The sequence below is a fragment of the Variovorax sp. AB1(2024) genome, assembly GCF_037482385.2.
GTDB lineage: Bacteria > Pseudomonadota > Gammaproteobacteria > Burkholderiales > Burkholderiaceae_C > Variovorax.
Genome location: NZ_JBBHKP020000001.1, coordinates 3,929,452 through 3,948,654 on the forward strand (window position 1 = coordinate 3,929,452; position 19,203 = coordinate 3,948,654).

Genomic DNA, 19,203 nt, shown 5'->3' on the forward strand with positions numbered 1-19,203 from the left:
ATGAGATTTCTGGTGGTGGGTGCCGGCGCACTCGGTGGTTACTTCGGCGGCCGTCTGCTGGAAGCAGGACGCGACGTCACCTTCCTGCTGCGGCCGCGCCGCGCAGCGCAGCTCGCGAAGACCGGGCTGGTGGTGCAGAGCCAATTCGGCAACCTGCAGCTTCCCGCGCCCAGGCACGTGCTGGCGGACGGCATCGACGGGCCCTACGACGTGGTCATCGCCGGCAGCAAGGCCTACGACCTCGAATCAACGATGGATTCGTTCGCTCCGGCGGTGGGGCCGAACACCGTGATTCTTCCGTTGCTCAACGGCATGAAGCACATCGACAGCCTCGTCGCGCGCTTCGGCGAAGACAAGGTGCTGGGCGGCCTGTGCATGATCTCCGCCACGCTGGACGACGAAGGCCGCGTGCTGCACCTCAACGACACGCACGGCCTGAGCTACGGCGAGCGCGCCGGTGGCCGTTCGGCGCGCATCGACGCCATCGCGGCGCAGTTCGCGGGCGCCAGGTTCGACGGCAACGCCAGCGAGACCATCTTGCAGGACATGTGGGAGAAATGGGTCTTCATCGCTTCGGCGGCGGGCCTCACCAGCCTGATGCGCGCGTCCATCGGCGACATCATGGCGGCGGGCGGGGAAGACGTGGCGCTGTCGATCTTCGGCGAATGCTGCGCCATCGCCGAACACAACGGCTTCGCGCCGCGCCCGGCGGCAGTGCAGCGCGGCCGGGCCATCATGACCGCCGCCGGCTCGCCGATGACGGCATCGATGTACAAGGACATCGTGCGCGGCGCGCAAGTGGAAGCCGACCACATCGTCGGCGACCTGCTGGGCCGCGCGGCGCCGGGCCATGCGGCGGCGCCTTCGGTGCTGCGCACGGCTTACGTCCATCTCAAGGCCTACGAAGCCCAGCGCGCCCGTGCGGGGGGCTGAGCGCCTTACATCCGATGCGGGCCCAAGTGGCGCAAACCGCCAAAAACCAATCGCAAGTATCTATTCATTAATTAATTCACTCAGACGAATTTCCAAGCGAAGGATAGAATAATTTATCTATTCACATTGGTATTCAATGCCCCCTACCCCCGCGACCCTTGCCGAGACTGCGCTTGCATTCATCCGATCGCAGGGCGCCGCCTCCAGCGCCGACATTCAGGCGCGGCTTCGCGTAAGCCAGCCGACAGTCTCGAGAACGCTGGCACCTCTTTTGCGCGACGCCAGCATCCTGAAGGTGGGTGCCGCGCGCTCGCAGATGTATGTCGCACCCCGGCATGTCGAGCGCGTCGGCGCGGAAGTCCCGGTCATCAAGGTCGACGCGAATGGCGATGCCGCACCGTTCGGCCGCATCGTGCCGTTGCAAGGTGGCCGCTGCTGGATGGATGAGGAAGAAGGGCCGAGCGCGCTGCATGACGGGCTGCCATGGTTCCTGGCCGACATGCGGCCCCAGGGATTCATAGGCCGCGCCTTTGCACACGGCCACCCGGAACTCGGCCTGCCCGCCAACCCAGACCACTGGCGCGATGACGACGTGCTTCAAGCGCTGGCGCTCTGCGGCGAGGATCTGCCGGGCAACCTGGTCGTCGGCGGGAAGTCGTTCCGACGATTCCAGTCGATTGCCGCGCGGCCAGCGCCACAGGTGTCCCCCACCGACTACCCCGCCATGGCGGACAGCGCCATGCAAGGCACATTGCCGGGCTCATCGGCCGGCGGCGAACAGCCCAAGTTCTGCACCGTGCGCGACGGGCGGCAAGTGATCGTCAAGTTCTCCCCATCCGGCGCTTCGCCGGCGGACAGGCGTTCGCGCGACCTGCTCGTGTGCGAGCACCTGGCGCTGCGCACGCTACAAGAGGCCGGCGTGGCGGCGGCCACCACTCGCCTGTTCATCGAGGCGGGCCGCGTCTTCCTGGAAGTCGAGCGCTTCGACCGGACCGCTCGGGGCCGGATCGCAATGGTTTCGCTGATGGCATACGACGCGCAGCACATCGGAAAGATCGACAACTGGGCCGCCACTGCGAATCGCATGGTTTCGCGCGGGCTGTTGCGCGCAGACGATGCCCAAACGCTGCGCTTCCTTGAGGCCTTTGGCCGGCTCATCGGCAACACCGATCGACACTACGGCAACATCTCGCTGCTCATAGAGAACGGCGCTTGGCGGCTGGCGCCCGCATACGACGTGTTGCCGACGCTCTATGCACCCACCAGCGGCGAACTGCCGCCGCGCGACCTGGCGGCCGGCGACCTGGCACCGACCGTCGAGACGCTGGGGGAATGGCAGGCGGCACGCCAGCTTGCCAGCGTGTTCTGGCGGACGGTCGACGCGGACGAGCGAATCACGGCGCCATTCCGCGCCATCGCCCGGAAAAACGCGCAGGCTATTCCGACTTGAGAATGGTCTCGCCCTTCAACATCCCCATGTCGCGGGTGTTGAAGCGGTGGCGCTTCCAGCCCGCCCAGGTGCGCCGGAAGTTGGCAATCGAGATGCCGTAGTACAGCACCTTGAACATGCGCAGCGCGTTCCACATCGGCGTGCCGTTGTAGATGTCGCCGGCCAGCAGCGACATCAACGCCTCCTTCACCCGGAACGGGTTGCCGGGGTGCATGAACATGTCTCGGATGGTCGGGTTGGTCACGCGGTAGATGAACCACGAATACTCGCTCGGGCCCTTGCGCATCATGGCCTCGAAGCCCCGGCGCGCCGCCGCCAGTTGGGCCGGCTGGTCGAGCGCGGTCGCCACCAGCTTGGCGCCGTCGAAGGCGCTGTGCATGGCCAGGTACACGCCAGACGAGAACATCGGGTCGATGAAGGTGAAGGCGTCTCCCAGCATCAGGTAGCGGTCGCCGGTGGCGTGCGTGCTGGAGTAGGAGAAATTGCCCGTGGCATGCACCGCGTCGTCGACCAGCGTGGCGTGCTGAAGCCGCTCCTGCAGCGCCGGGCACAGCGCGATGGTGTCGTAGAAGAAGTCCTTCAGCGGCTTGTCGCGTGTCTTCAGGTAGTACGGCCAGCAGACCGCGCCCACGCTGGTGGTGCCGTCGGCCAGCGGAATGAACCAGAACCAGCCGTGCGGAAACCAGCAGATGCTGATGTTGCCTTCCTTCTTGCCCTCGAGCCGCTCGGCGTTGGTGAAGTGCCCGAACACGGCCGTGCTGTTGTGGTCGGGGTTCTTCTCCTTGCAGCGGAATTTGTTGGCCAGCAGGGTGTCGCGCCCGGTGGCGTCGACCACGAAGCGGGCGCGCCAGCTGCGCTTCGCGCCGTCGTCCATCTCGGCCTTGACGGTGGCGCCGTCGGCATCGAAGGCCACGTCGCGCACCTTGCAGCCCTCGATCGTCTGCGCACCGCGCGTCGCCGCGTTGCGGAACAGCAGCTCATCGAGTTCGGAGCGGCGCACCTGCCAGGCGGAGTCGAGCGACTTGTCCCAGCCCTCGGCAAATTCGACATAGCTGCGGTGCTCGTGCTCGGGCGAGACGAACTCGATGCCGAACTTGGGCATGCCGATCTTGTCGACCTGGTCGCGCACGCCGAGCTTCTCGAACAGCTCGACATTCCCGGGCAACAGCGATTCGCCGATGTGGAAGCGCGGGTGATGCGCCTTCTCGAGCAGCACCACCTTGCGGCCCTGCTGGGCCAGCAACGCGGCAATGGTCGATCCGGCGGGGCCACCGCCGACGACCATCACGTCGCAGGATTCGTCGGCCGCCGAAGACGCGGGCAAAGGAGCTTGAGGCAGGGACATGCGGTGGCAAGCATCACGAGTGTTAACAATCTCCAAGCATAGCGCGCCATTCGTAAACCGGGCAAAGATCGCAAAGTCTGCTAAGCAGCCTGCGACACGGCGCAGCACACTGCGGCGATGCATCTCCTTCGCCATCTGCGCTCCTTCGGCCTCGCGGCCGCCTGTCTCTCGGCCGCGCTCGCGCAGGCCGCCGGCTTCAGCACCCTCGAGATACCCGCCGACCGCGAGGGCCCGGCAATGCGCGGCGCCGTGTGGACACCCTGCGCCGCGCCGGCCGGCGACATCCAGCTCGGCCGGACCACGATCCGCGGCGTGCGGGATTGCCCGCTCGTGCCCGGCGCCCAGCTCCCGCTGATCGTGCTGTCGCACGGGTATGGGGGCTCTTTCCTCGGCCACCACGACACCGCCCAGGCGCTGGCCGACGCGGGCTTCGTGGTCGCCGCCATCAGCCATTCGGAAGACAACTTCCAGATTCGCGGCAGCCCGGACGACAGGATCTCGGCCCTGGCGACGAGAACGACCGACATCAAGCGGCTGATCGACCACATGCTCAGGCAATGGCCCTCGCATGACCGGATCGCGTCCGACCGGATCGGCTTCTACGGCTTTTCCAGGGGCGGCTACACGGGCCTCGTGCTCGCCGGCGCACGTCCCGATTTCGAGCGCCTCCCGCCCCTGCCCTCATCGCCCTGCGCCAAAGACCTGCAAAGCCCGGCATGCGCGCTGATGCGCCGGAGATTCCAGGAACTGCTCGCGTCGCCGCTGGCCCACGACGCCCGCATCAAGGCCGCTGTGATCGCCGACCCGCTCAGCATGGTCTTCGACGCCGATGACCTGAAGGACGTGAAGATCCCGATCCTGCTCTGGGCCTCGGCCTACGGCGGCGACGGCGTCACGCCCGACAGCGTGGCGGCGGTCCGCCGCAACCTGCCCGTGGCGCCCGAATGGCGCGTGGCCGAGAAAGCCGAGCACTTCGGCTTCCTTGCGCCGTGCCCGCCAGCGCAGATCGAAGCGAAGTCCGAGATCTGCCGCGATGCGCCCGGCTTCGATCGCACGGCTTTTCATGCGGCCTTCAACGCCGAGGTGACGGCTTTCTTCACCCGCCACCTCGCGCCGACGCCCTGACGAACCTACCCTGCCCGCCGCTGCCCCGCCAGCCGCCGCACCACAGCCACCAGCCGATCGATCTCGTCGAAGGTGTTGTAGAACGCCAGCGACGGCCGCACCGTGGTCTCGACGCCGAAGCGCCGCAGGATCGGCTGCGCGCAGTGGTGGCCGGTGCGCACCGCGATTCCTTCGTCGTTCAGCGCATGGCCCACTTCCTCGGTGGCGTACCCGTCGAGCACGAAGGACATCACGCTGGCCTTGTCGGCCGCCGTGCCGATCAGCCGCACGCCAGGGATCGCGCCGAGCTGCGCCATGCCGTACACCAGCAGGTCATGCTCATAGCGCGCGATGTTCTCGATGCCGACCTTGTTGACGTAGTCGATCGCCGCGCCCAGGCCCACCGCGTCGGCGATGTTGCCGGTGCCGGCCTCGAACTTGTTCGGGATCGGCTGGAACACGGTTTTCTCGAAGGTCACGTCGGCAATCATGTTGCCGCCGCCCTGCCACGGAGGCATGTCTTCGAGCACTTCACGCTTGCCCCAGACCACGCCGATGCCGGTCGGACCGAACACCTTGTGGCCGGAGAAGACGAAGAAATCGGCGCCGATGTCCTGCACGTCCACGCGCATGTGCGATACCGACTGCGCGCCGTCGACCAGCGCCCTGGCACCCGCGCGGTGCGCCAATTCAACGATCTCCTTCACAGGCACCACCGTGCCCAGCGCATTCGACACCTGCGTGACGGCCACGATCTTCGTGCGGTCGTTGAGCAGCTTGCGGTATTCGTCGAGCAGCACCTGGCCCGAATCGTCCACCGGAATCACGCGCAGCTTCGCGCCCTTGGCCGCGGCTAGCTGCTGCCAAGGCACTATGTTGGCGTGATGTTCGAGGTTGGAGACGATGATCTCGTCGCCCTCGCCCACGTGCTGCCCGCCCCAGCTCTTGGCCACGAGGTTGATGGCCTCGGTGGTGCCGCGCACGAAGATCACCTCTTCAACTTCCGGCGCGTTGATGAACTTGCGAACGCGTTCGCGCGCACCTTCATAGGCGTCGGTTGCGCGCGCGGCCAGTTCATGGGCGGCACGATGGATGTTCGAGTTCTCGTGCTCGTAGAAATACGCGATGCGGTCGATGACAGACTGCGGCTTGTGCGTGGTGGCCGCGTTGTCGAACCACACGAGCTGCTTGCCGTTCACCCGCTCCTTGAGGATCGGAAAGTCTCGCCGCACGGCATGGACGTCGAACGGCGGATGCTGGCCGCTGCCCGCCAGTGGCACGGCGTCAGGGCCGCGCGGATCGGGCTTGGCCGGCGTGACGAAGCCGTTGGGCAGGCGCACCGCATCGACGAAATAGAACTGTGCGTCGCGACCGGCGGGCGCCATCGACGGGCTCGGCGGCGAAACCGGCGCAGCCGGTTGCGGCATTTCAAGGCCAGCGAACGGATCGTGAATTGCAATGCCCTGCGTGGCGCCAGCGGAAGGATGCCCGAAGCTGTTGCCCACGAAGTAGAACGGCGACGCTGCCGGCTGCGGTGCCGAAGGCGCATTCACCTGCTGCGGCACGCCCAGCACCGAGCCGCCCGAGCGCGGCTCGAAAGCCGGCGCCACCGACAGCACGCTGTCCGGCACGCCGTTGCCCGCCACCGCATGCGGCAGCAAGGCAGGCGCGCGATTGGCAAGCGACGGCAACTGCGTGGGCGATGCCGGCACCAGGTTGGCGCCCGGAATCTGCCCCTGCGGAATCGGGGTGCCCGGCACGCTCGGCCCGAAGCCCGCGGGGCTCACCAGCGGCGAGCCCGGCGGCGCGACGTTGGCGGGAAACTGCGCGCCCGGCACCTCGGAGAACATGGCGCTGGCCATGCGCGCGAGGATGGCCGGGTCGAACGGCGCCTCGCCCGGAATCGATGGAGTGCTGCTCACAGCGGCTTACTTGTAGGTGTCGGGATAGTCGTGGTACTTGCCGATCTCGACGTCGTCGAGCACCGCCAGCGCGTCGGTGGTCAACACCGCGAGCGAGCAGTACAGAGAGATCAGGTAAGACGCGATCGCATGGTTGTTGATGCCCATGAAGCGCACCGACAGCCCCGGACCCTGCTCGCCAGACAGCCCCGGCTGGAAGAGGCCCACCACGCCCTGGCGCTTGTCGCCCACGCGCAGCAGCAGGATCTTGCTCTTGCCGTCGGCCACCGGCACCTTGTTCGACGGAATCAGCGGAATGCCGCGCCAGGTGATGAACTGCGAACCGAACAGGCTCACCGTCGGCGGCGGCGTACCGCGGCGCGTGGCTTCGCGCCCGAAGGCGGCAATGGCCAGCGGGTGCGTGAGGAAGAAGGCGGGCTCCTTCCACACTTTGGTCAGCAGTTCGTCGAGGTCGTCGGGCGTGGGTGCGCCGGTCAGCGGGAAGATGCGCTGCTCTTCCGTCACCTGGGCCAGCAGGCCGTAGTCGGGGTTGTTGATGAGCTCGCTCTCCTGGTTCTCCTTGATCGTCTCGATCGTCAGGCGCAGCTGCTCCTTGATCTGGTCGTGCGGACTGCTGTAGAGGTCGGAGATGCGGGTGTGCACGTCGAGCACGGTGCTCACGGCATTGAGGTAGTGCTCGCGCGGGTTCTCTTCGTAGTCCACGAAGGTGCGCGGCAGCTGGTTTTCTTCTTCGCGCGAGGTGCAGGTGACCTTGATCGACTCGGGGTTCTTGACCTTGTTGACGCGGTAGATGCCCGCCTCCACCGGCACCCATTGCAGCAGGTGCGTCAGCCAGCGCGGGCTGATGGTCTCGAGCTGAGGTACCGTCTTGGTGGCATTGGCTAGCTGTCTTGCGGCGTTGTCGCCAAGGGCGGTCGTACCACCAACTGTTGCGCTCATGGATCAGGGCTCCGTGGGTTGAGGAAAAAGTGGACGCCAGTGTCCGGCGCCCACGGGTTTTCCCTCAACAGGCTATAGCCGCCAAGTTGATCCTTCGCGCAAGGCGCGACTGCTCCAGCTGCTCGCAGCGCATGAGCAGGCCGACCATGTTGATGCCCAGCGCGGTGGCCAGCTTCTGCGCGGTGACGATCGACGGAATGACGCGCCCGCGTTCGATCTCGCCCACGTAGGAGCGGTTCAGATCGGAACGCTCCGCGAGTTCCTCCTGCGACCAGCCCTTGCCCTCGCGCAACTGGCGAATGGTGACGCCGAAGTCTTCGACGAATGCTTTCATGCTGCACCACCTGCCTTGGGCGCGTTCTGCAGGCTGGCCTGCGTGACGCTCGCGCCCGCCGGCACGTCGTCGGTGATCCACACATTGCCGCCGATGACGGCGCCCTTGCCGAGCGTGACGCGCCCGAGGATGGTTGCGCCCGCGTAGATGACCACGTCGTCTTCCACCACCGGATGCCTTGGAAGACCCTTCTGCAGGTTGCCTTCGGCGTCCGTCGGAAAGCGCTTGGCACCGAGCGTGACCGCCTGGTAGAGCCGCACCCGCTTGCCGATGACCGCCGTCTCGCCGATCACCACGCCCGTGCCGTGGTCGATGAAGAAACCCGCGTCGATTTGCGCACCGGGATGGATGTCGATGCCGGTCTGCCCGTGCGCGAGTTCGGCCACGATGCGCGCCAGCAGCGGCAGCCCGAGCTTGTAGAGCTCGTGCGCGAGGCGATGGTGAATCATCGCCAGCACGCCCGGATAGCACAGCAGCACCTCGTCGACGCTACGCGCCGCTGGGTCGCCCTGGTAGGCGGCGAGCACGTCGCTGTCGAGCAGGCGGCGCAGGCCCGGCAAGGCGGTGGCAAAGCGGCGTATGGCGTCGGTGGCCGAGTCGTCGATATCGCTGGCGGGACGCGGCTCGTGGCGCGCGTTGAAGTTCAGCTCCAGCCGCGCCTGCACCAGCAGCGCCTGCAGGGCGGCGTCGAGCGTGTGGCCGACGTAGAAATCCTCGCTCTCATGGCGCAGGTCCGGCGGGCCGAGCCGCATCGGAAAGAGCGCGCCCTTCAGCGACTCGACGATCTGCGCCAGTGCGTCGCGCGACGGAAACTCGCGTGCGCCTGGCTCGCGCGAGCGGCGCTGCGAATCGCGCCATTCGTCGCGCACGCCGTGCAACGCGCGAACGATGTCGCTCACTTCGAAATGGGCCATGTGCAATGTTCTCCCGTGGATGTCTGTCTGTTCGATGCGAGATCAGTCCTGCACCCACGGCAGGCCGTGGAAGCGCCAGCCGTCGGAGCCGCCGCGGTGCTGCTGCGCGTCGATCTCGCCCTCGAAGCCTTCGAGCACGTTGAACACCCGCGTGAAGCCCGCCTTGGCCGCTGCTTCGGCTGCCAGCGCCGATCGCTTGCCGCTGCGGCAAAGCAGCAGCACCACGGCGTCCTTGCCGCCGTCCTTTGCCAGCTTGGCTTCCAGTTCGCGCACGAAGCGCGGATTGCGCGTGAGCGCCGTGCCCGTGGCCCAGGCGACGTGCAGGCTGTCGGGCACATGGCCGACGAACTTGCGCTCCTCGCCGGAGCGCACGTCGACCAGCACCGCCTGGCCACCGCGGACCAGTTCCCAAGCCACCGGCGGCGCCACGCCTCCGGCATAGGGCCAATTGCTTTCGGCGGCCTTGGCGCGCGCCTGTTCAAGTGCTTCGGGCAAGGCGACGAGTTCTTCTTCAACTTCCACTGGCATGCGATGAGGCTCCTGTTGTGCGGTGCATTCGCCCTGATGGCGATAACCACCACTGTAGAAGCCAGGGGCCGAAGCTCAAACAACCGAAAAGTCGGTTCTTAACAACCAGCCGTTGTATAGGCTGGTGCGCGCGATCACGGAATCATGCAGCGTCGAAAAACAAATCATGGCCTTTCACGATCAGCCCGCGCCTTCTTCAGCAGGATTTCCGCCTCGCCAGGTGGGATCCGTCCTTCGGCTTCCATTCGCTTGAGCCTGCGCTCATCAGCGCGATTCAACGCGTCCTTGAGAAGAGCCATCTTGCGTTCTCCGCACGGATGGCATTCGTAAAAACCCAGGGGACTCGCCGTAGATTTCATCTTGGAATCGAACTCTGCGGTGCTGATCCGCCCGGTGGGCTCGATTCCCATCGCGAGGATTTTTCCGTTCTTGAACGTCACAAGCGCTTGCCCTTCACAGCCCGTGGTGTCCATCTTCTCCGGATCGTAGGCTTTCCACGAAATCCTGTGCATATACCTCAGGGCATATAGAACGTCTTCCTCTGTAAGGACGACATCGTCGCAATCCAGAAAGTCCTTGTTTTCCCAAGCGCTTCGGTGTGAAGGATGCGTGACCTCCACCTTCCTGACATAGCCAATGGGGTATCGCCGGTCCGCGGCCTGCGCCGACAAAGAAATTACAGCCACAGCCAGCGCCGCAGCAGTCATGAAAAGTCTTGAGTTGGTCATGGTGCTGGTACCGAGAGATTCCAATCTGCGCCCTGTGCCTCAGTTGGATTTTTTCTGCTGACCACAGGATGACGAAAGACTTCATCCGCAGCAATTTGCATCGAATTTTGAAGCACTCTGACAAGCCACGAAAGCGATTGATTTTGAGCAGCAGTCGGCGTGTCGAATACAGCGTACTTGGCCCGCACCTTTTCGGGAGGCCACGTCAACTCTGTGGGAAGCAGCCTCACACTCGCCGGCAGCCTCGCCCTCCCAACCATCTCGATCCCGACAGCCTCCATATTGCTCGGATACCGGTCCGCAGGCGCCTTGAGCATCTCGATGCGATGCATCTCCGCCGGCCCTACCTTGGGAGGAAAGTCGGACATCTTGCACGTCGGCATCACCAGGCACCTCGCCTTCAACGGCCCCACATGATTCGTCCGCTGATAGATCGCTGCCGTCTGATAGATCGTCCCATCCTTGTCGATGAGAAAGTGCGCGCCGTTGGCACCCGGCTGCCTGTAGCTGTTCAATGAAGACGCCGAAGTATCGGCGTCCGTCTGGTGCACCACGATTCCGGTGATGGCTCCGGTTCTCTTTCCTCTCTCGATCCGGGTGCTGCGAGCGTGCCTGACTCGCGCGTGACTGATCATTCCATGCTCATCGATTTCCACACGCATGCGGTGACTCCCTGAAGATTTCCGTTTGTTTTTTCGACTCTTCGCGAGATGGAGCCGCAAGCCGGTTCAGGGCATGGACCGCGATCTCGCGGCGCATGCTATGGCGGCCCCTTCAAGGCTGATGTGTGGCTTTCAAAGATTCATCGGATTCCTGACATTCAGCACATTCGATTTCGACACGCCTGTAAACCGCCCAAAGCGATTGCAAACAATCACCCCAGAAACAAAAAAACCCGGCGCCATGACAGCGCCGGGTTGTCGCAGATGCCCGAGGGTCCGTCAGAGCTTCGCGATCGAAACCTCGGTCGACTTCACGAGCGCGACCACGTCGGAGCCCACCTTCAATTGCAGCTCGTCGACCGAGCGCGTGGTGATGACCGAAGTGACGATGCCCCAGGCGGTCTCGACATCGACCTCGGAGACGACGTCGCCGCGGATGATTTCGCGGACCTTGCCCTTGAACTGGTTGCGTACGTTGATGGCTTGAATGGACATGATGGGTTCTCTTTCGGGTTGAGGAAATTCGTTGAGGAAAAGCACGAAAAAAGATGAGATGAGGTGGCTGCCGTCAGACGATCTCGGCCACCTCTTCGAACGCCAGCCGGGGGCCGCGCTCGAAGGTGCCGGCGTGGTCGGCCACGCCGAGGTTCACCAGGAAGTTGGCCTTGTAGCGGCCATCGGGGAAGAAGGCCTTGTCGACCAGCTCCGCGTTGAAGCCCGACTGCGGCCCCGCGTCGAGGCCCAACGCGCGCGCCGCCAGGATCAGGTAGGCGCCCTGCAGGCTGCTGTTGCGGAAGGCAGTGGCTTGCGCGGCCTCGGCGCTCTTCTCGAAGAGCGGCTTGGCGTCGTAGGCCGGGAACTGCGCGGGCAGGTGCTCGTAGAAGCGCGTGTCGTGCGCCACGATCACCGTCACGCCGGCAGCCAGCGTCTGCGCGGTGTTGCCAGCAGACACCGCCGGCTTCAGCTTCGCCTTGCCCTCTTCGCTGCGCACGAACACGTAGCGCGCCGGCTGGGCGTTGAAGGCGGTCGGGCCCCACTTCACGAGGTCGTAGAGCTTGTGGATCAGCTCGTCGGTCACCGGCACCGGCTTGAACGCGTGCACGGTGCGGGCCTTGCGGAACAGCTGGTCCAGCGCGGCTTCGGGGATGGATTGCAGTGCGGTCATTTCTTCAAAAAAAAGTCTTTCAGTTCGATGCGGCGGCAAGGGCCTGGTCGAGGTCGGCGATCAGGTCGTCGATGTGCTCGATGCCGACCGACAGGCGCACGGTGTCTTCCGTCACGCCGGCCCTGGCCAGCTCTTCGGACGACAGTTGCCGGTGCGTGGTCGAGGCCGGGTGTGTGGCCAGCGAGCGCACGTCGCCGATGTTCACCAGGCGCGTGAAGAGTTTCAGCGCATCGAGGAACTTCGCGCCGCCCTCGCGGCCCGCGCCGATGCCGAAGGTCAGCACGCCGCTGGAGCGGCCGCCGAAGTACTTCTTCGCCAACAGGTAGTCGGGGTGGTCTTCGAGCGCCGCGTAGTTCACCCAGTTCACGGCCTTGCTCTGTTTCAGGTGTTGCGCCACCGCAAGTGCGTTGCTGCTGATCCGGTCCATGCGCAGCGCCAGCGTCTCGATACCCTGCAGGATCAGGAAGGCGTTGAACGGCGAGATGGCCGCGCCGGTATTGCGCAGCGGCACCACGCGCGCACGGCCGATGTACGCCGCCGGGCCCAGCGCCTCGGTGTAGACCACGCCGTGGTAACTCACGTCGGGCTCGTTCAGCCGCCTGAAGCGTTGCTTGTGCTCGGCCCACGGGAACTTGCCCGAATCGACGATGGCACCGCCGATGCTGGTGCCGTGGCCGCCCAGGTACTTGGTGAGCGAATGCACCACGATGTCGGCGCCGTGCTCGATGGGGCGGCTCAGGTACGGCGACGGGACGGTGTTGTCGACGATCAGCGGCACGCCGTGGCGGTGCGCGATCTCGGCAATGGCCGCGATGTCGGTCACGTTGCCCGCCGGGTTGCCCAGCGATTCGACGAACACCGCCTTGGTCCTGTCGTCGAACAGCTTCTCGAAGCTGGACGGATCACGATGGTCCGCGAAGCGCGTGGTGATGCCGAACTGCGGCAGCGTGTGGGCGAACAGGTTGTAGGTACCGCCATACAGCGCCGTGCTGCTGATGATGTTGTCGCCCGCCTCCGCGATGGTCTGGATCGCGTAGGTCACGGCCGCCTGGCCCGAGGCCAGGGCGAGCGCGGCAATGCCGCCTTCGAGCGCCGCCACGCGCTGCTCCAGCACGTCCTGCGTCGGGTTGTTGATGCGGGTGTAGATGTTGCCCGGCACCTTCAGGTCGAACAGGTCCGCGCCGTGCTGCGCGCTGTCGAAGGCATACGCCACCGTCTGGTAGATGGGGGGCGCGACCGCGCGCGTGGTCGGTTCGGGCGAATAGCCGGCGTGCACCGACAGGGTTTCGAATTTCCAGTTCTGCGACATGCGACTACCTTTCAGGATGGGCTGATGGATGAAGAAGCTCAGATCGCCCAGCGCAATGCGTGCGCCGGTGTCGTGAGCCAGCTGGCGTCGGTGCTCTCGGGCGCGGTGTCTTCCGGCTTCTGCAGCACCCTGTCGAGGATTCGTTTCTCGATTGCGGCGAAGGCCGGGTCGCCCTGCGAGCGTGGGCGGGCCAGCGCGATGTTCTCGTCGAGCGCGATGCGGCCGTCCTCGATGAGGATCACGCGGTCGGCCAGCGCCACGGCTTCCTGCACGTCGTGCGTCACCAGCAGCGCGGTGAAGCGGTGGCGCTGCCACAGGTTCTCGATGAGCCGGTGCATCTCGATGCGCGTCAACGCATCCAGCGCGCCCAGCGGCTCGTCCAGCAGCAGCAGGCGCGGGTGGTGCACCAGCGCACGCGCCAGTGCCACGCGCTGCCGCTGGCCGCCCGACAGGCGCGCCGGCCATTCGTTCTCGCGGTCGGCCAGGCCGACCTGCGCGAGCACCTCCTTGCCGCGCGCCTTGGCATCGTTCGACAGGCCCAGCGTCACGTTGTCGAGCACGCGGCGCCACGGCAGGAGGCGCGCCTCCTGGAACATGATGCGGGTGTCGTCGTGCAGGCCGTGCACCTGCTTGCCGTCGGTGTAGAGCCCGCCGGAGGTCGGCTCCTCCAGCCCGGCGATGAGCCGCAGCAGCGTGCTCTTGCCGCAGCCGCTGCGTCCGACGATGGCGATGAACTGGCCGGGCTCGATGGCGAGCCGGGTGTTGCGCAGCACCTCGCGCGCGCCGTAGCGCTTGTGCAGGCCGCGCGCTTCCAGGCGCACGCCGCCGGGAATCGCCGGCGAGGGGGCCTGGGGTTGGATGTCTTTCAGGACGGCACTCATGGGCTTCAGGCTCCGGGTTTGAACAGCGCCACATTCAGCGCATCGATTTTTCTGGGCAGCAGCTTCTCGGCGAAGAAGGCATCGGCGATGCGCTGCTGTTCTGTCAGGCCTTCGGCCACGACCGGCCGCACCGCGTAGCTGCGGCGGGCGTTGGCCTGCTCGATGGTCGCGCCGTCCAGGCCCCACACGGGCGACAGCAGCGCCGCCGCGTCCTTCGGGTTCTGCTTGACCCATTTGCCGGTCTTTTCCAGCTCGGCGTAGACCACGCGCAGCACGTCGGGCCGCGCCTTCGCGAACTTGGTGCTGGCAAGGTAGTAGCGCTGGTAAGACGCGATGCCCGCGCCGTCGGCCAGCACGCGCACCTTCGACTGGCGCTGCGCTGCGGCCAGGAACGGGTCCCACACCACCCATGCGTCGATGGCGCCTTTCTCGAAAGCAGCACGGCCGTCGGCGGGCGTGAGGTAGGCGGGCTCGATGTCCCTGAACGACAGGCCGGCCTTGTCGAGCGCGGCGATCAGCAGGTAGTGCGCGCCGGCTGCCTTCGCGAAGCCGACCTTCCTGCCCTTGAGATCGGCCACGGTCCTGATCGGCGAGTCTTCGCGCACCACGATGGCCTGCGCGGCGGGCGACGGCGCCTCCTGCGCGATGAAAGTCAGCTCGGCGCCGGCCGCCTGTGCGAACACCGGCACTGTGTCGGCCACGTCGGCGCTGATGTCGAGGTTGTCGAGGTTCAGCGCCTCCAGCAGCGGCAGGCCGCTGGTGAACTCGTGCCAGCTCAGCGTGGCGTTGAGCGGCGCCAGTTGCTTTTCGAGCACGCCCTGTGCCTTCAGCACGGCGATCAGCGTGGAAGACTTCTGGTAGCCCAGCCGCACGGTCACGGGCCGCGCGGCCAGGCCCTGCGCGAGCACCGCGCCCGAGCCCAGCGCGGCCAGGGTCGCAATGGCCGTGCGGCGCGAGATGTCGGATGAATGCGTCGTCATGCCACTGCCCTCACTTCGCCTTGCGCTGGTAGCCGGGATGCCACCGCAGCCACCATTGCTCCAGTCCGCGCGCGAACAGGTCGGCCAGCTTGCCGAGCAGCGCGTACAGCAGGATGCCCACCAGCACGATGTCGGTCTGCAGGAACTCGCGGGCGTTCATCGTGAGGTAGCCGATGCCGGCCTGCGCCGAGATGGTTTCGGCCACGATCAGGATCACCCACATCAGCCCCAGCGAGAAGCGCAGCCCCACGAGGATGGACGACAGCGCGCCCGGCAGGATCACCTCGCGGTACAGCTGCCAGCGCGACAGGCCGTAGGTGCGGCCCATCTCGATCAGCTGCGGATCGACGTTGCGGATGCCGTGGAAGGTGTTCAGGTAGATCGGGAAGAACACCGACACAGAGATCAAAAACAGCTTGGCCGATTCGTCGATGCCGAACCACAGGATCACCAGCGGAATCAACGCCAGCGCGGGAATGTTGCGCACCATCTGGATGGTGGAGTCGAGCAGCGTCTCGGCGAACTTCACCGAACCGGTGAGCAGGCCGAGCGCCAGCCCCGCCCCGCCACCGATGGCCAGCCCCGCCAGCGCACGCCCGGCACTCACCTTCACATGCGTCCACAGCTCGCCCGACACCGTGAGGTTCCACGCGGCCTTGACCACATCGACCGGTGCCGGCAGCACGCGCGTGCTGAGCCAGCCCAGCGACGACGCGATCTGCCAGAACACGATGAGCCCCACGGGCACGAGCCACGGCACCAGCCGCTTCGCGACATTGACCGCGAAGGACTTGAGCACGCTGCCCTCGCTTTCGGCCGGCGCGACGGCCGGCAGTTCCTGAACTTGTTCCGTCATGGCATGCGGTCCTTCTAGCTTTGGGAAACGAGGCGCGAGGGGGCGTCGAGGTTGGCGACGACCTCGCCGAACGGGCCGCTGAGCGAGCCGCCCGCCAGCTGCGTCTTCGCCTTGCGCGATAGCAGCGGGAACACCAGCTCGGCGAAGCGGTACGCCTCCTCCAGGTGCGGGTAGCCCGAGAGAATGAACTTGTCGAGGCCGAGCGCCGCGTATTCCTCGATGCGCGCGGCGACGGTCTTCGCATCGCCCACCAGTGCGGTGCCTGCTCCGCCGCGCACCAGGCCCACGCCGGCCCAGAGGTTCGGCGCGATCTCCAGGTCGGCGCGCGAGCGCTTCGCGCCGCCCGCATGCAGCGCGGCCATGCGGCGCTGGCCTTCGGAGTCCATGCGCGCAAAAGCGGCCTGTGCGCGGATCACGGTCTCGTCGTCCACGCGGCTGATGAGTTCCTCCGCGGCTTTCCAGGCGGCGTCTTCGGTCTCGCGCACGATCACGTGCAGGCGAATGCCGAACTCCACCTTGCGGCCCTTGCGCTCGGCGCGCGCGCGCACGTCGGCAATCTTCTTGGCGACTTCCGCGGGCGGCTCGCCCCAGGTGAGGTAGGCATCGACCTGCTCCGCCGCAAGATCGTGCGCCGCGGCCGACGAACCGCCGAACCACACGGGCGGATACGGCTTCTGCACCGGCGGGTACAGCAGCTTGGCGCCCTTCACGCTCAGGTGCTTGCCTTCGTAGTCGAAGGACTGCCCTTCATGGCTGCGCGCGATGATCTCGCGCCAGATGCGGATGAATTCGGCCGACTGCTCGTAGCGCGCGGCATGGTCGAGATAGACACCGTCGCCCTCCAGCTCGGCCCGGTCGCCGCCCGTCACCAGGTTCACCAGCAGGCGGCCGCCCGAGAGCCGGTCGAAGGTCGCGGCCATGCGCGCGGCCAGGCTGGGCTGGTGCAGGCCCGGGCGCACCGCCACCAGGAACTTGAGCTTCCTGGTCGCGCCGATCAGGCTCGACGCGATGACCCACGGGTCTTCGCACGAACGGCCCGTGGGAATGAGCACGCCCTCGTAGCCGAGGTTGTCGGCCGCGCCGGCAATCTGCTGCAGGTAGGCCAGGTCGATGGGGCGCGCGCCTTCGCTCGTGCCCAGGTAGCGGCTGTCGCCGTGCGTGGGGAGGAACCAGAAAATCTGCATCACGCGACTCCGGCGCCGGCTGCTTCGAGCACGTTGATCTTCTTGGGGATCAGCTTCAGCGCGAAGAAGGTGTCGGCGATCTGTTGCTGCTCGGCGAGGATGGCCTTGGTGATGGCTGCGGTGCCGTAGTCCACGCGGCCCACGGAGAGATCGGCCACCGGTCTCGGCAGGCCCCAGAGCGTGGCGAGCTCGCCCGCGTAGTCGCCCTTGTTGGCTGCGCCCCAGACGTCGATCTTGTTGATCTCCTCGACCGCGATGGCCAGCACGTCGGCGTTCCTGGCCACGTAGTCGAGCGACGAGAAGTAGTACCCGCGGTTGCCCACCACGCCGGTGGCGTCAGCCAGGATGCGCGCGTCGAGCGACTTCTCGGCCGCGGCCAGGAACGGGTCCCAGATGACCCAGGCGTCGACCGAACCCTTCTCGAAGGCGGCGCGCGCGTCGGCCGGCGGCAGGTAGACCAGGTTCAGGTCGGCATACGGCAGGCCGTGCTTCTCGAACAGCTTGACGATGAAGTAGTGGACGTTCGAGCCCTTGTTGAGCGCGATCTTCTTGCCCTTCAGGTCGGCCACGGTCTTGATGGCCGAGCCCTTGGGCACGAGCACCGCCTCGGCCTTCGGACGCGGCACGGTCGCAGCCACATAGGCCAGCGGCGCGCCGGCAGCCTGCGCGAAGATGGGGGGCGCCTCGCCCACGTCGCCGAAGTCGATCGAGCCGACGTTCAATGCTTCGAGCTGCACGGGACCGGCGGTGAACTCGGTCCACTTCACGGTCACGCCCAGCGGCGCCAGACGCTTCTCGAGCGTTCCGCGGCCCTTGAGGACGCTCAGCGGCCCTTTCTGGTTGCCGATGCGGAGCTGGCGCGCGGGCGCCTGGGCCAGCGCGGCGAAAGACGGCAGCACGGCGGCGACGGCAACGCCCTGGATGAGCCGGCGGCGGGGTGTGGAAATCAATGTCATGGCAATGCCTGGATGTGGTTGAGCCGCGTGCTCACGCGGCGGCGATGAAACTCACGATCAGCGCGATGGCGCTGACGACGATGACGCTGGCAGCCAGATCGCCCAGCGCGTGCCAGAGGGAGCGCGGCGAGGCATCGAGCACGGAGTCTTCGGTGGCAACGGGGTTCATGCGTGGATTCCTTGGTGTTGCAAAACGTCGGGCAAAAGCTGTCCCGCGCCGCGCACAGGCGGTTCTCAAAAAGCGGGATCAGGGATGAGGTCGGAAGAGCCGGGCTCGCGCGGAGCCCCGGCTTCAGACGCTACATCGCACGCGCGAGAAAGGCACCGGCTCGAAGCCGTGGGTTGGCGGCAGCTTCAGGCCTTCGGTGGCAAGCACTTCGACGGCTTCGTTGAGCCGCTCGGCCAGGTCGTGGTGCACCTGGTAGGCGTTCTCGGGCGTCAGCGTGATCTGCGAATCGCTGGCGTACACGCCCGGCAGGATGTGGCGCGCCGACAGCGACTGCAGCACGGGCCGCAGGGCGTAGTCGAGCGCGAGCATGTGGTGCGGGCTGCCGCCGGTGGCCAGCGGAAGCACCGTCTTGCCCTTGAGGGCGTTCTGCGAAAGCAGATCGAGAAAGACCTTGAGCACGCCGCTGTAGGCGGCCTTGTAGACCGGCGTGGCCACCACGACCACGCGGGCCTCCGCCACCTTGGCGATCGCGTTGACGATGGCCGGATGGTTCCACTCGGCCAGCAGCAGCGCCTGCGCCGGCAGGTCGCGAATGGCGAGCCGCTCGATCCGCGCATGGCGCTGGGCCAGCCGCTCACCCACCGCTTCGAGCAAGGCGGTGGAACGGGACGGGGCCGAAGGGCTGCCGGCAATCAGGAGAACGGACACAAGAGACTTTCGTTCGGTAAAGAGGAGCGAGGAGCGCGAATGCCTGGGGGCCGCCGCGCACGGCCGCCCGAAGCGGCCGGCCCGCCCCCGGCATGGGGGTGGGCGAAGCGACACGAAGTGCGCGCAGCCTGGGGGG

Annotated in this window: 21 protein-coding genes; 3 read left to right on the forward strand and 18 right to left on the reverse strand. The window is 66.4% G+C overall.

All coding sequences use genetic code 11. The features are described from left to right. Together panE and yjjJ are read left to right on the forward strand one after the other, a co-directional pair. Positions 1-933, forward strand: coding sequence for a 2-dehydropantoate 2-reductase (gene panE / locus WIX39_RS18285; protein ID WP_106934386.1), 933 nt, complete (start codon positions 1-3; stop codon positions 931-933). A gap of 136 nt (positions 934-1,069) precedes the next feature. Next, the gene (gene yjjJ / locus WIX39_RS18290) at positions 1,070-2,383 is read left to right on the forward strand and encodes a type II toxin-antitoxin system HipA family toxin YjjJ (protein WP_106934385.1); all 1,314 of its coding nucleotides are present in this window, start codon (positions 1,070-1,072) and stop codon (positions 2,381-2,383) included. Here yjjJ and WIX39_RS18295 read toward each other — a convergent pair. After that, positions 2,370-3,728: an NAD(P)/FAD-dependent oxidoreductase gene (locus WIX39_RS18295; RefSeq protein ID WP_205367071.1), complete on the reverse strand. Its 1,359-nt coding sequence runs from the start codon at positions 3,726-3,728 to the stop codon at positions 2,370-2,372. The two genes, yjjJ and WIX39_RS18295, sit on opposite strands and share 14 nt — an antisense overlap. A gap of 117 nt (positions 3,729-3,845) precedes the next feature. On the opposite strand from WIX39_RS18295, the gene WIX39_RS18300 reads away from it, so the two are divergent. Then, entirely contained in the window at positions 3,846-4,853 is a 1,008-nt protein-coding gene (locus WIX39_RS18300; protein ID WP_106934383.1) for an alpha/beta hydrolase family protein, read from the forward strand. A 5-nt stretch (positions 4,854-4,858) separates the two neighbouring features. Here WIX39_RS18300 and WIX39_RS18305 read toward each other — a convergent pair whose 3' ends face one another. The 17 genes from WIX39_RS18305 to ssuE all read right to left on the reverse strand — a co-directional run bounded on the left by WIX39_RS18305 (position 4,859) and on the right by ssuE (position 19,067). Continuing rightward, positions 4,859-6,694, reverse strand: a complete 1,836-nt coding sequence (locus tag WIX39_RS18305) for a family 2A encapsulin nanocompartment cargo protein cysteine desulfurase (RefSeq protein WP_409196354.1) — start codon at positions 6,692-6,694, stop codon at positions 4,859-4,861. 66 nt (positions 6,695-6,760) lie between these two features. Continuing rightward, positions 6,761-7,693 (reverse strand): family 2A encapsulin nanocompartment shell protein, encoded by a 933-nt coding sequence (locus WIX39_RS18310; protein WP_106934382.1) that lies wholly within the window; start codon positions 7,691-7,693, stop codon positions 6,761-6,763. 64 nt (positions 7,694-7,757) lie between these two features. After that, positions 7,758-8,027, reverse strand: coding sequence for a helix-turn-helix domain-containing protein (locus WIX39_RS18315; RefSeq protein ID WP_081269389.1), 270 nt, complete (start codon positions 8,025-8,027; stop codon positions 7,758-7,760). Beyond that, a complete protein-coding gene (epsC, locus tag WIX39_RS18320; RefSeq protein WP_106934381.1) occupies positions 8,024-8,941 on the reverse strand; it encodes a serine O-acetyltransferase EpsC in 918 nt (305 codons plus the stop codon). Before epsC ends, WIX39_RS18315 begins: the two co-directional genes overlap by 4 nt. Before the next feature lie 42 nt (positions 8,942-8,983). After that, the gene (locus WIX39_RS18325) at positions 8,984-9,469 is read right to left on the reverse strand and encodes a rhodanese-like domain-containing protein (protein WP_081269387.1); all 486 of its coding nucleotides are present in this window, start codon (positions 9,467-9,469) and stop codon (positions 8,984-8,986) included. Positions 9,470-9,633: 164 nt separating this feature from the next. Next, entirely contained in the window at positions 9,634-10,197 is a 564-nt protein-coding gene (locus tag WIX39_RS18330) for a hypothetical protein (protein ID WP_081269386.1), read from the reverse strand. Beyond that, positions 10,194-10,859 (reverse strand): peptidoglycan recognition protein family protein, encoded by a 666-nt coding sequence (locus WIX39_RS18335; protein WP_081269385.1) that lies wholly within the window; start codon positions 10,857-10,859, stop codon positions 10,194-10,196. The genes WIX39_RS18330 and WIX39_RS18335 overlap by 4 nt, the downstream gene beginning before the upstream one ends. Positions 10,860-11,138: 279 nt before the next feature. Next, positions 11,139-11,354: a TOBE domain-containing protein gene (locus WIX39_RS18340; protein ID WP_007829250.1), complete on the reverse strand. Its 216-nt coding sequence runs from the start codon at positions 11,352-11,354 to the stop codon at positions 11,139-11,141. Between the two features lie 73 nt (positions 11,355-11,427). Further along, positions 11,428-12,024, reverse strand: coding sequence for a malonic semialdehyde reductase (locus WIX39_RS18345; protein ID WP_081269384.1), 597 nt, complete (start codon positions 12,022-12,024; stop codon positions 11,428-11,430). A gap of 19 nt (positions 12,025-12,043) precedes the next feature. Next, positions 12,044-13,333: an O-acetylhomoserine aminocarboxypropyltransferase/cysteine synthase family protein gene (locus WIX39_RS18350; RefSeq protein WP_106934379.1), complete on the reverse strand. Its 1,290-nt coding sequence runs from the start codon at positions 13,331-13,333 to the stop codon at positions 12,044-12,046. A gap of 38 nt (positions 13,334-13,371) precedes the next feature. Continuing rightward, on the reverse strand, positions 13,372-14,214 hold the full coding sequence (locus WIX39_RS18355; protein WP_081269382.1) for an ATP-binding cassette domain-containing protein: 843 nt from the start codon (positions 14,212-14,214) through the stop codon (positions 13,372-13,374). A gap of 5 nt (positions 14,215-14,219) precedes the next feature. After that, positions 14,220-15,194 carry an aliphatic sulfonate ABC transporter substrate-binding protein gene (locus WIX39_RS18360; RefSeq protein WP_081269381.1) on the reverse strand — a complete coding sequence of 325 codons (975 nt, stop codon included), beginning with the start codon at positions 15,192-15,194 and terminating at the stop codon, positions 14,220-14,222. Between the two features lie 10 nt (positions 15,195-15,204). Further along, complete coding sequence (gene ssuC / locus WIX39_RS18365) at positions 15,205-16,050, reverse strand: aliphatic sulfonate ABC transporter permease SsuC (protein WP_106934378.1); 846 nt, start codon at positions 16,048-16,050, stop codon at positions 15,205-15,207. A gap of 14 nt (positions 16,051-16,064) precedes the next feature. Next, positions 16,065-17,234, reverse strand: coding sequence for an FMNH2-dependent alkanesulfonate monooxygenase (ssuD, locus tag WIX39_RS18370; RefSeq protein WP_106937433.1), 1,170 nt, complete (start codon positions 17,232-17,234; stop codon positions 16,065-16,067). Then, the gene (locus tag WIX39_RS18375) at positions 17,234-18,190 is read right to left on the reverse strand and encodes a sulfonate ABC transporter substrate-binding protein (protein WP_106934377.1); all 957 of its coding nucleotides are present in this window, start codon (positions 18,188-18,190) and stop codon (positions 17,234-17,236) included. The genes ssuD and WIX39_RS18375 overlap by 1 nt, the downstream gene beginning before the upstream one ends. A gap of 31 nt (positions 18,191-18,221) precedes the next feature. Then, the gene (locus tag WIX39_RS18380) at positions 18,222-18,359 is read right to left on the reverse strand and encodes a hypothetical protein (RefSeq protein WP_172839890.1); all 138 of its coding nucleotides are present in this window, start codon (positions 18,357-18,359) and stop codon (positions 18,222-18,224) included. Positions 18,360-18,482: 123 nt separating this feature from the next. Then, positions 18,483-19,067 (reverse strand): NADPH-dependent FMN reductase, encoded by a 585-nt coding sequence (ssuE, locus tag WIX39_RS18385; RefSeq protein WP_106934376.1) that lies wholly within the window; start codon positions 19,065-19,067, stop codon positions 18,483-18,485. Between the last annotated feature and the right edge of the window lie 136 nt (positions 19,068-19,203).

Bases quoted from the DNA above. Each gene is read 5' to 3' on its own strand.
- panE (WP_106934386.1), top strand. From the start codon at position 1: ATGAGATTTCTGGTGGTGGGTGCCGGCGCACTCGGTGGTTACTTCGGC.
- yjjJ (WP_106934385.1), top strand. From the start codon at position 1,070: ATGCCCCCTACCCCCGCGACCCTTGCCGAGACTGCGCTTGCATTCATC.
- WIX39_RS18295 (WP_205367071.1), bottom strand. From the start codon at position 3,728: ATGTCCCTGCCTCAAGCTCCTTTGCCCGCGTCTTCGGCGGCCGACGAA.
- WIX39_RS18300 (WP_106934383.1), top strand. From the start codon at position 3,846: ATGCATCTCCTTCGCCATCTGCGCTCCTTCGGCCTCGCGGCCGCCTGT.
- WIX39_RS18305 (WP_409196354.1), bottom strand. From the start codon at position 6,694: ATGGCCAGCGCCATGTTCTCCGAGGTGCCGGGCGCGCAGTTTCCCGCC.
- WIX39_RS18310 (WP_106934382.1), bottom strand. From the start codon at position 7,693: ATGAGCGCAACAGTTGGTGGTACGACCGCCCTTGGCGACAACGCCGCA.
- WIX39_RS18315 (WP_081269389.1), bottom strand. From the start codon at position 8,027: ATGAAAGCATTCGTCGAAGACTTCGGCGTCACCATTCGCCAGTTGCGC.
- epsC (WP_106934381.1), bottom strand. From the start codon at position 8,941: ATGGCCCATTTCGAAGTGAGCGACATCGTTCGCGCGTTGCACGGCGTG.
- WIX39_RS18325 (WP_081269387.1), bottom strand. From the start codon at position 9,469: ATGCCAGTGGAAGTTGAAGAAGAACTCGTCGCCTTGCCCGAAGCACTT.
- WIX39_RS18330 (WP_081269386.1), bottom strand. From the start codon at position 10,197: ATGACCAACTCAAGACTTTTCATGACTGCTGCGGCGCTGGCTGTGGCT.
- WIX39_RS18335 (WP_081269385.1), bottom strand. From the start codon at position 10,859: ATGCGTGTGGAAATCGATGAGCATGGAATGATCAGTCACGCGCGAGTC.
- WIX39_RS18340 (WP_007829250.1), bottom strand. From the start codon at position 11,354: ATGTCCATTCAAGCCATCAACGTACGCAACCAGTTCAAGGGCAAGGTC.
- WIX39_RS18345 (WP_081269384.1), bottom strand. From the start codon at position 12,024: ATGACCGCACTGCAATCCATCCCCGAAGCCGCGCTGGACCAGCTGTTC.
- WIX39_RS18350 (WP_106934379.1), bottom strand. From the start codon at position 13,333: ATGTCGCAGAACTGGAAATTCGAAACCCTGTCGGTGCACGCCGGCTAT.
- WIX39_RS18355 (WP_081269382.1), bottom strand. From the start codon at position 14,214: ATGAGTGCCGTCCTGAAAGACATCCAACCCCAGGCCCCCTCGCCGGCG.
- WIX39_RS18360 (WP_081269381.1), bottom strand. From the start codon at position 15,194: ATGACGACGCATTCATCCGACATCTCGCGCCGCACGGCCATTGCGACC.
- ssuC (WP_106934378.1), bottom strand. From the start codon at position 16,050: ATGACGGAACAAGTTCAGGAACTGCCGGCCGTCGCGCCGGCCGAAAGC.
- ssuD (WP_106937433.1), bottom strand. From the start codon at position 17,234: ATGCAGATTTTCTGGTTCCTCCCCACGCACGGCGACAGCCGCTACCTG.
- WIX39_RS18375 (WP_106934377.1), bottom strand. From the start codon at position 18,190: ATGACATTGATTTCCACACCCCGCCGCCGGCTCATCCAGGGCGTTGCC.
- WIX39_RS18380 (WP_172839890.1), bottom strand. From the start codon at position 18,359: ATGAACCCCGTTGCCACCGAAGACTCCGTGCTCGATGCCTCGCCGCGC.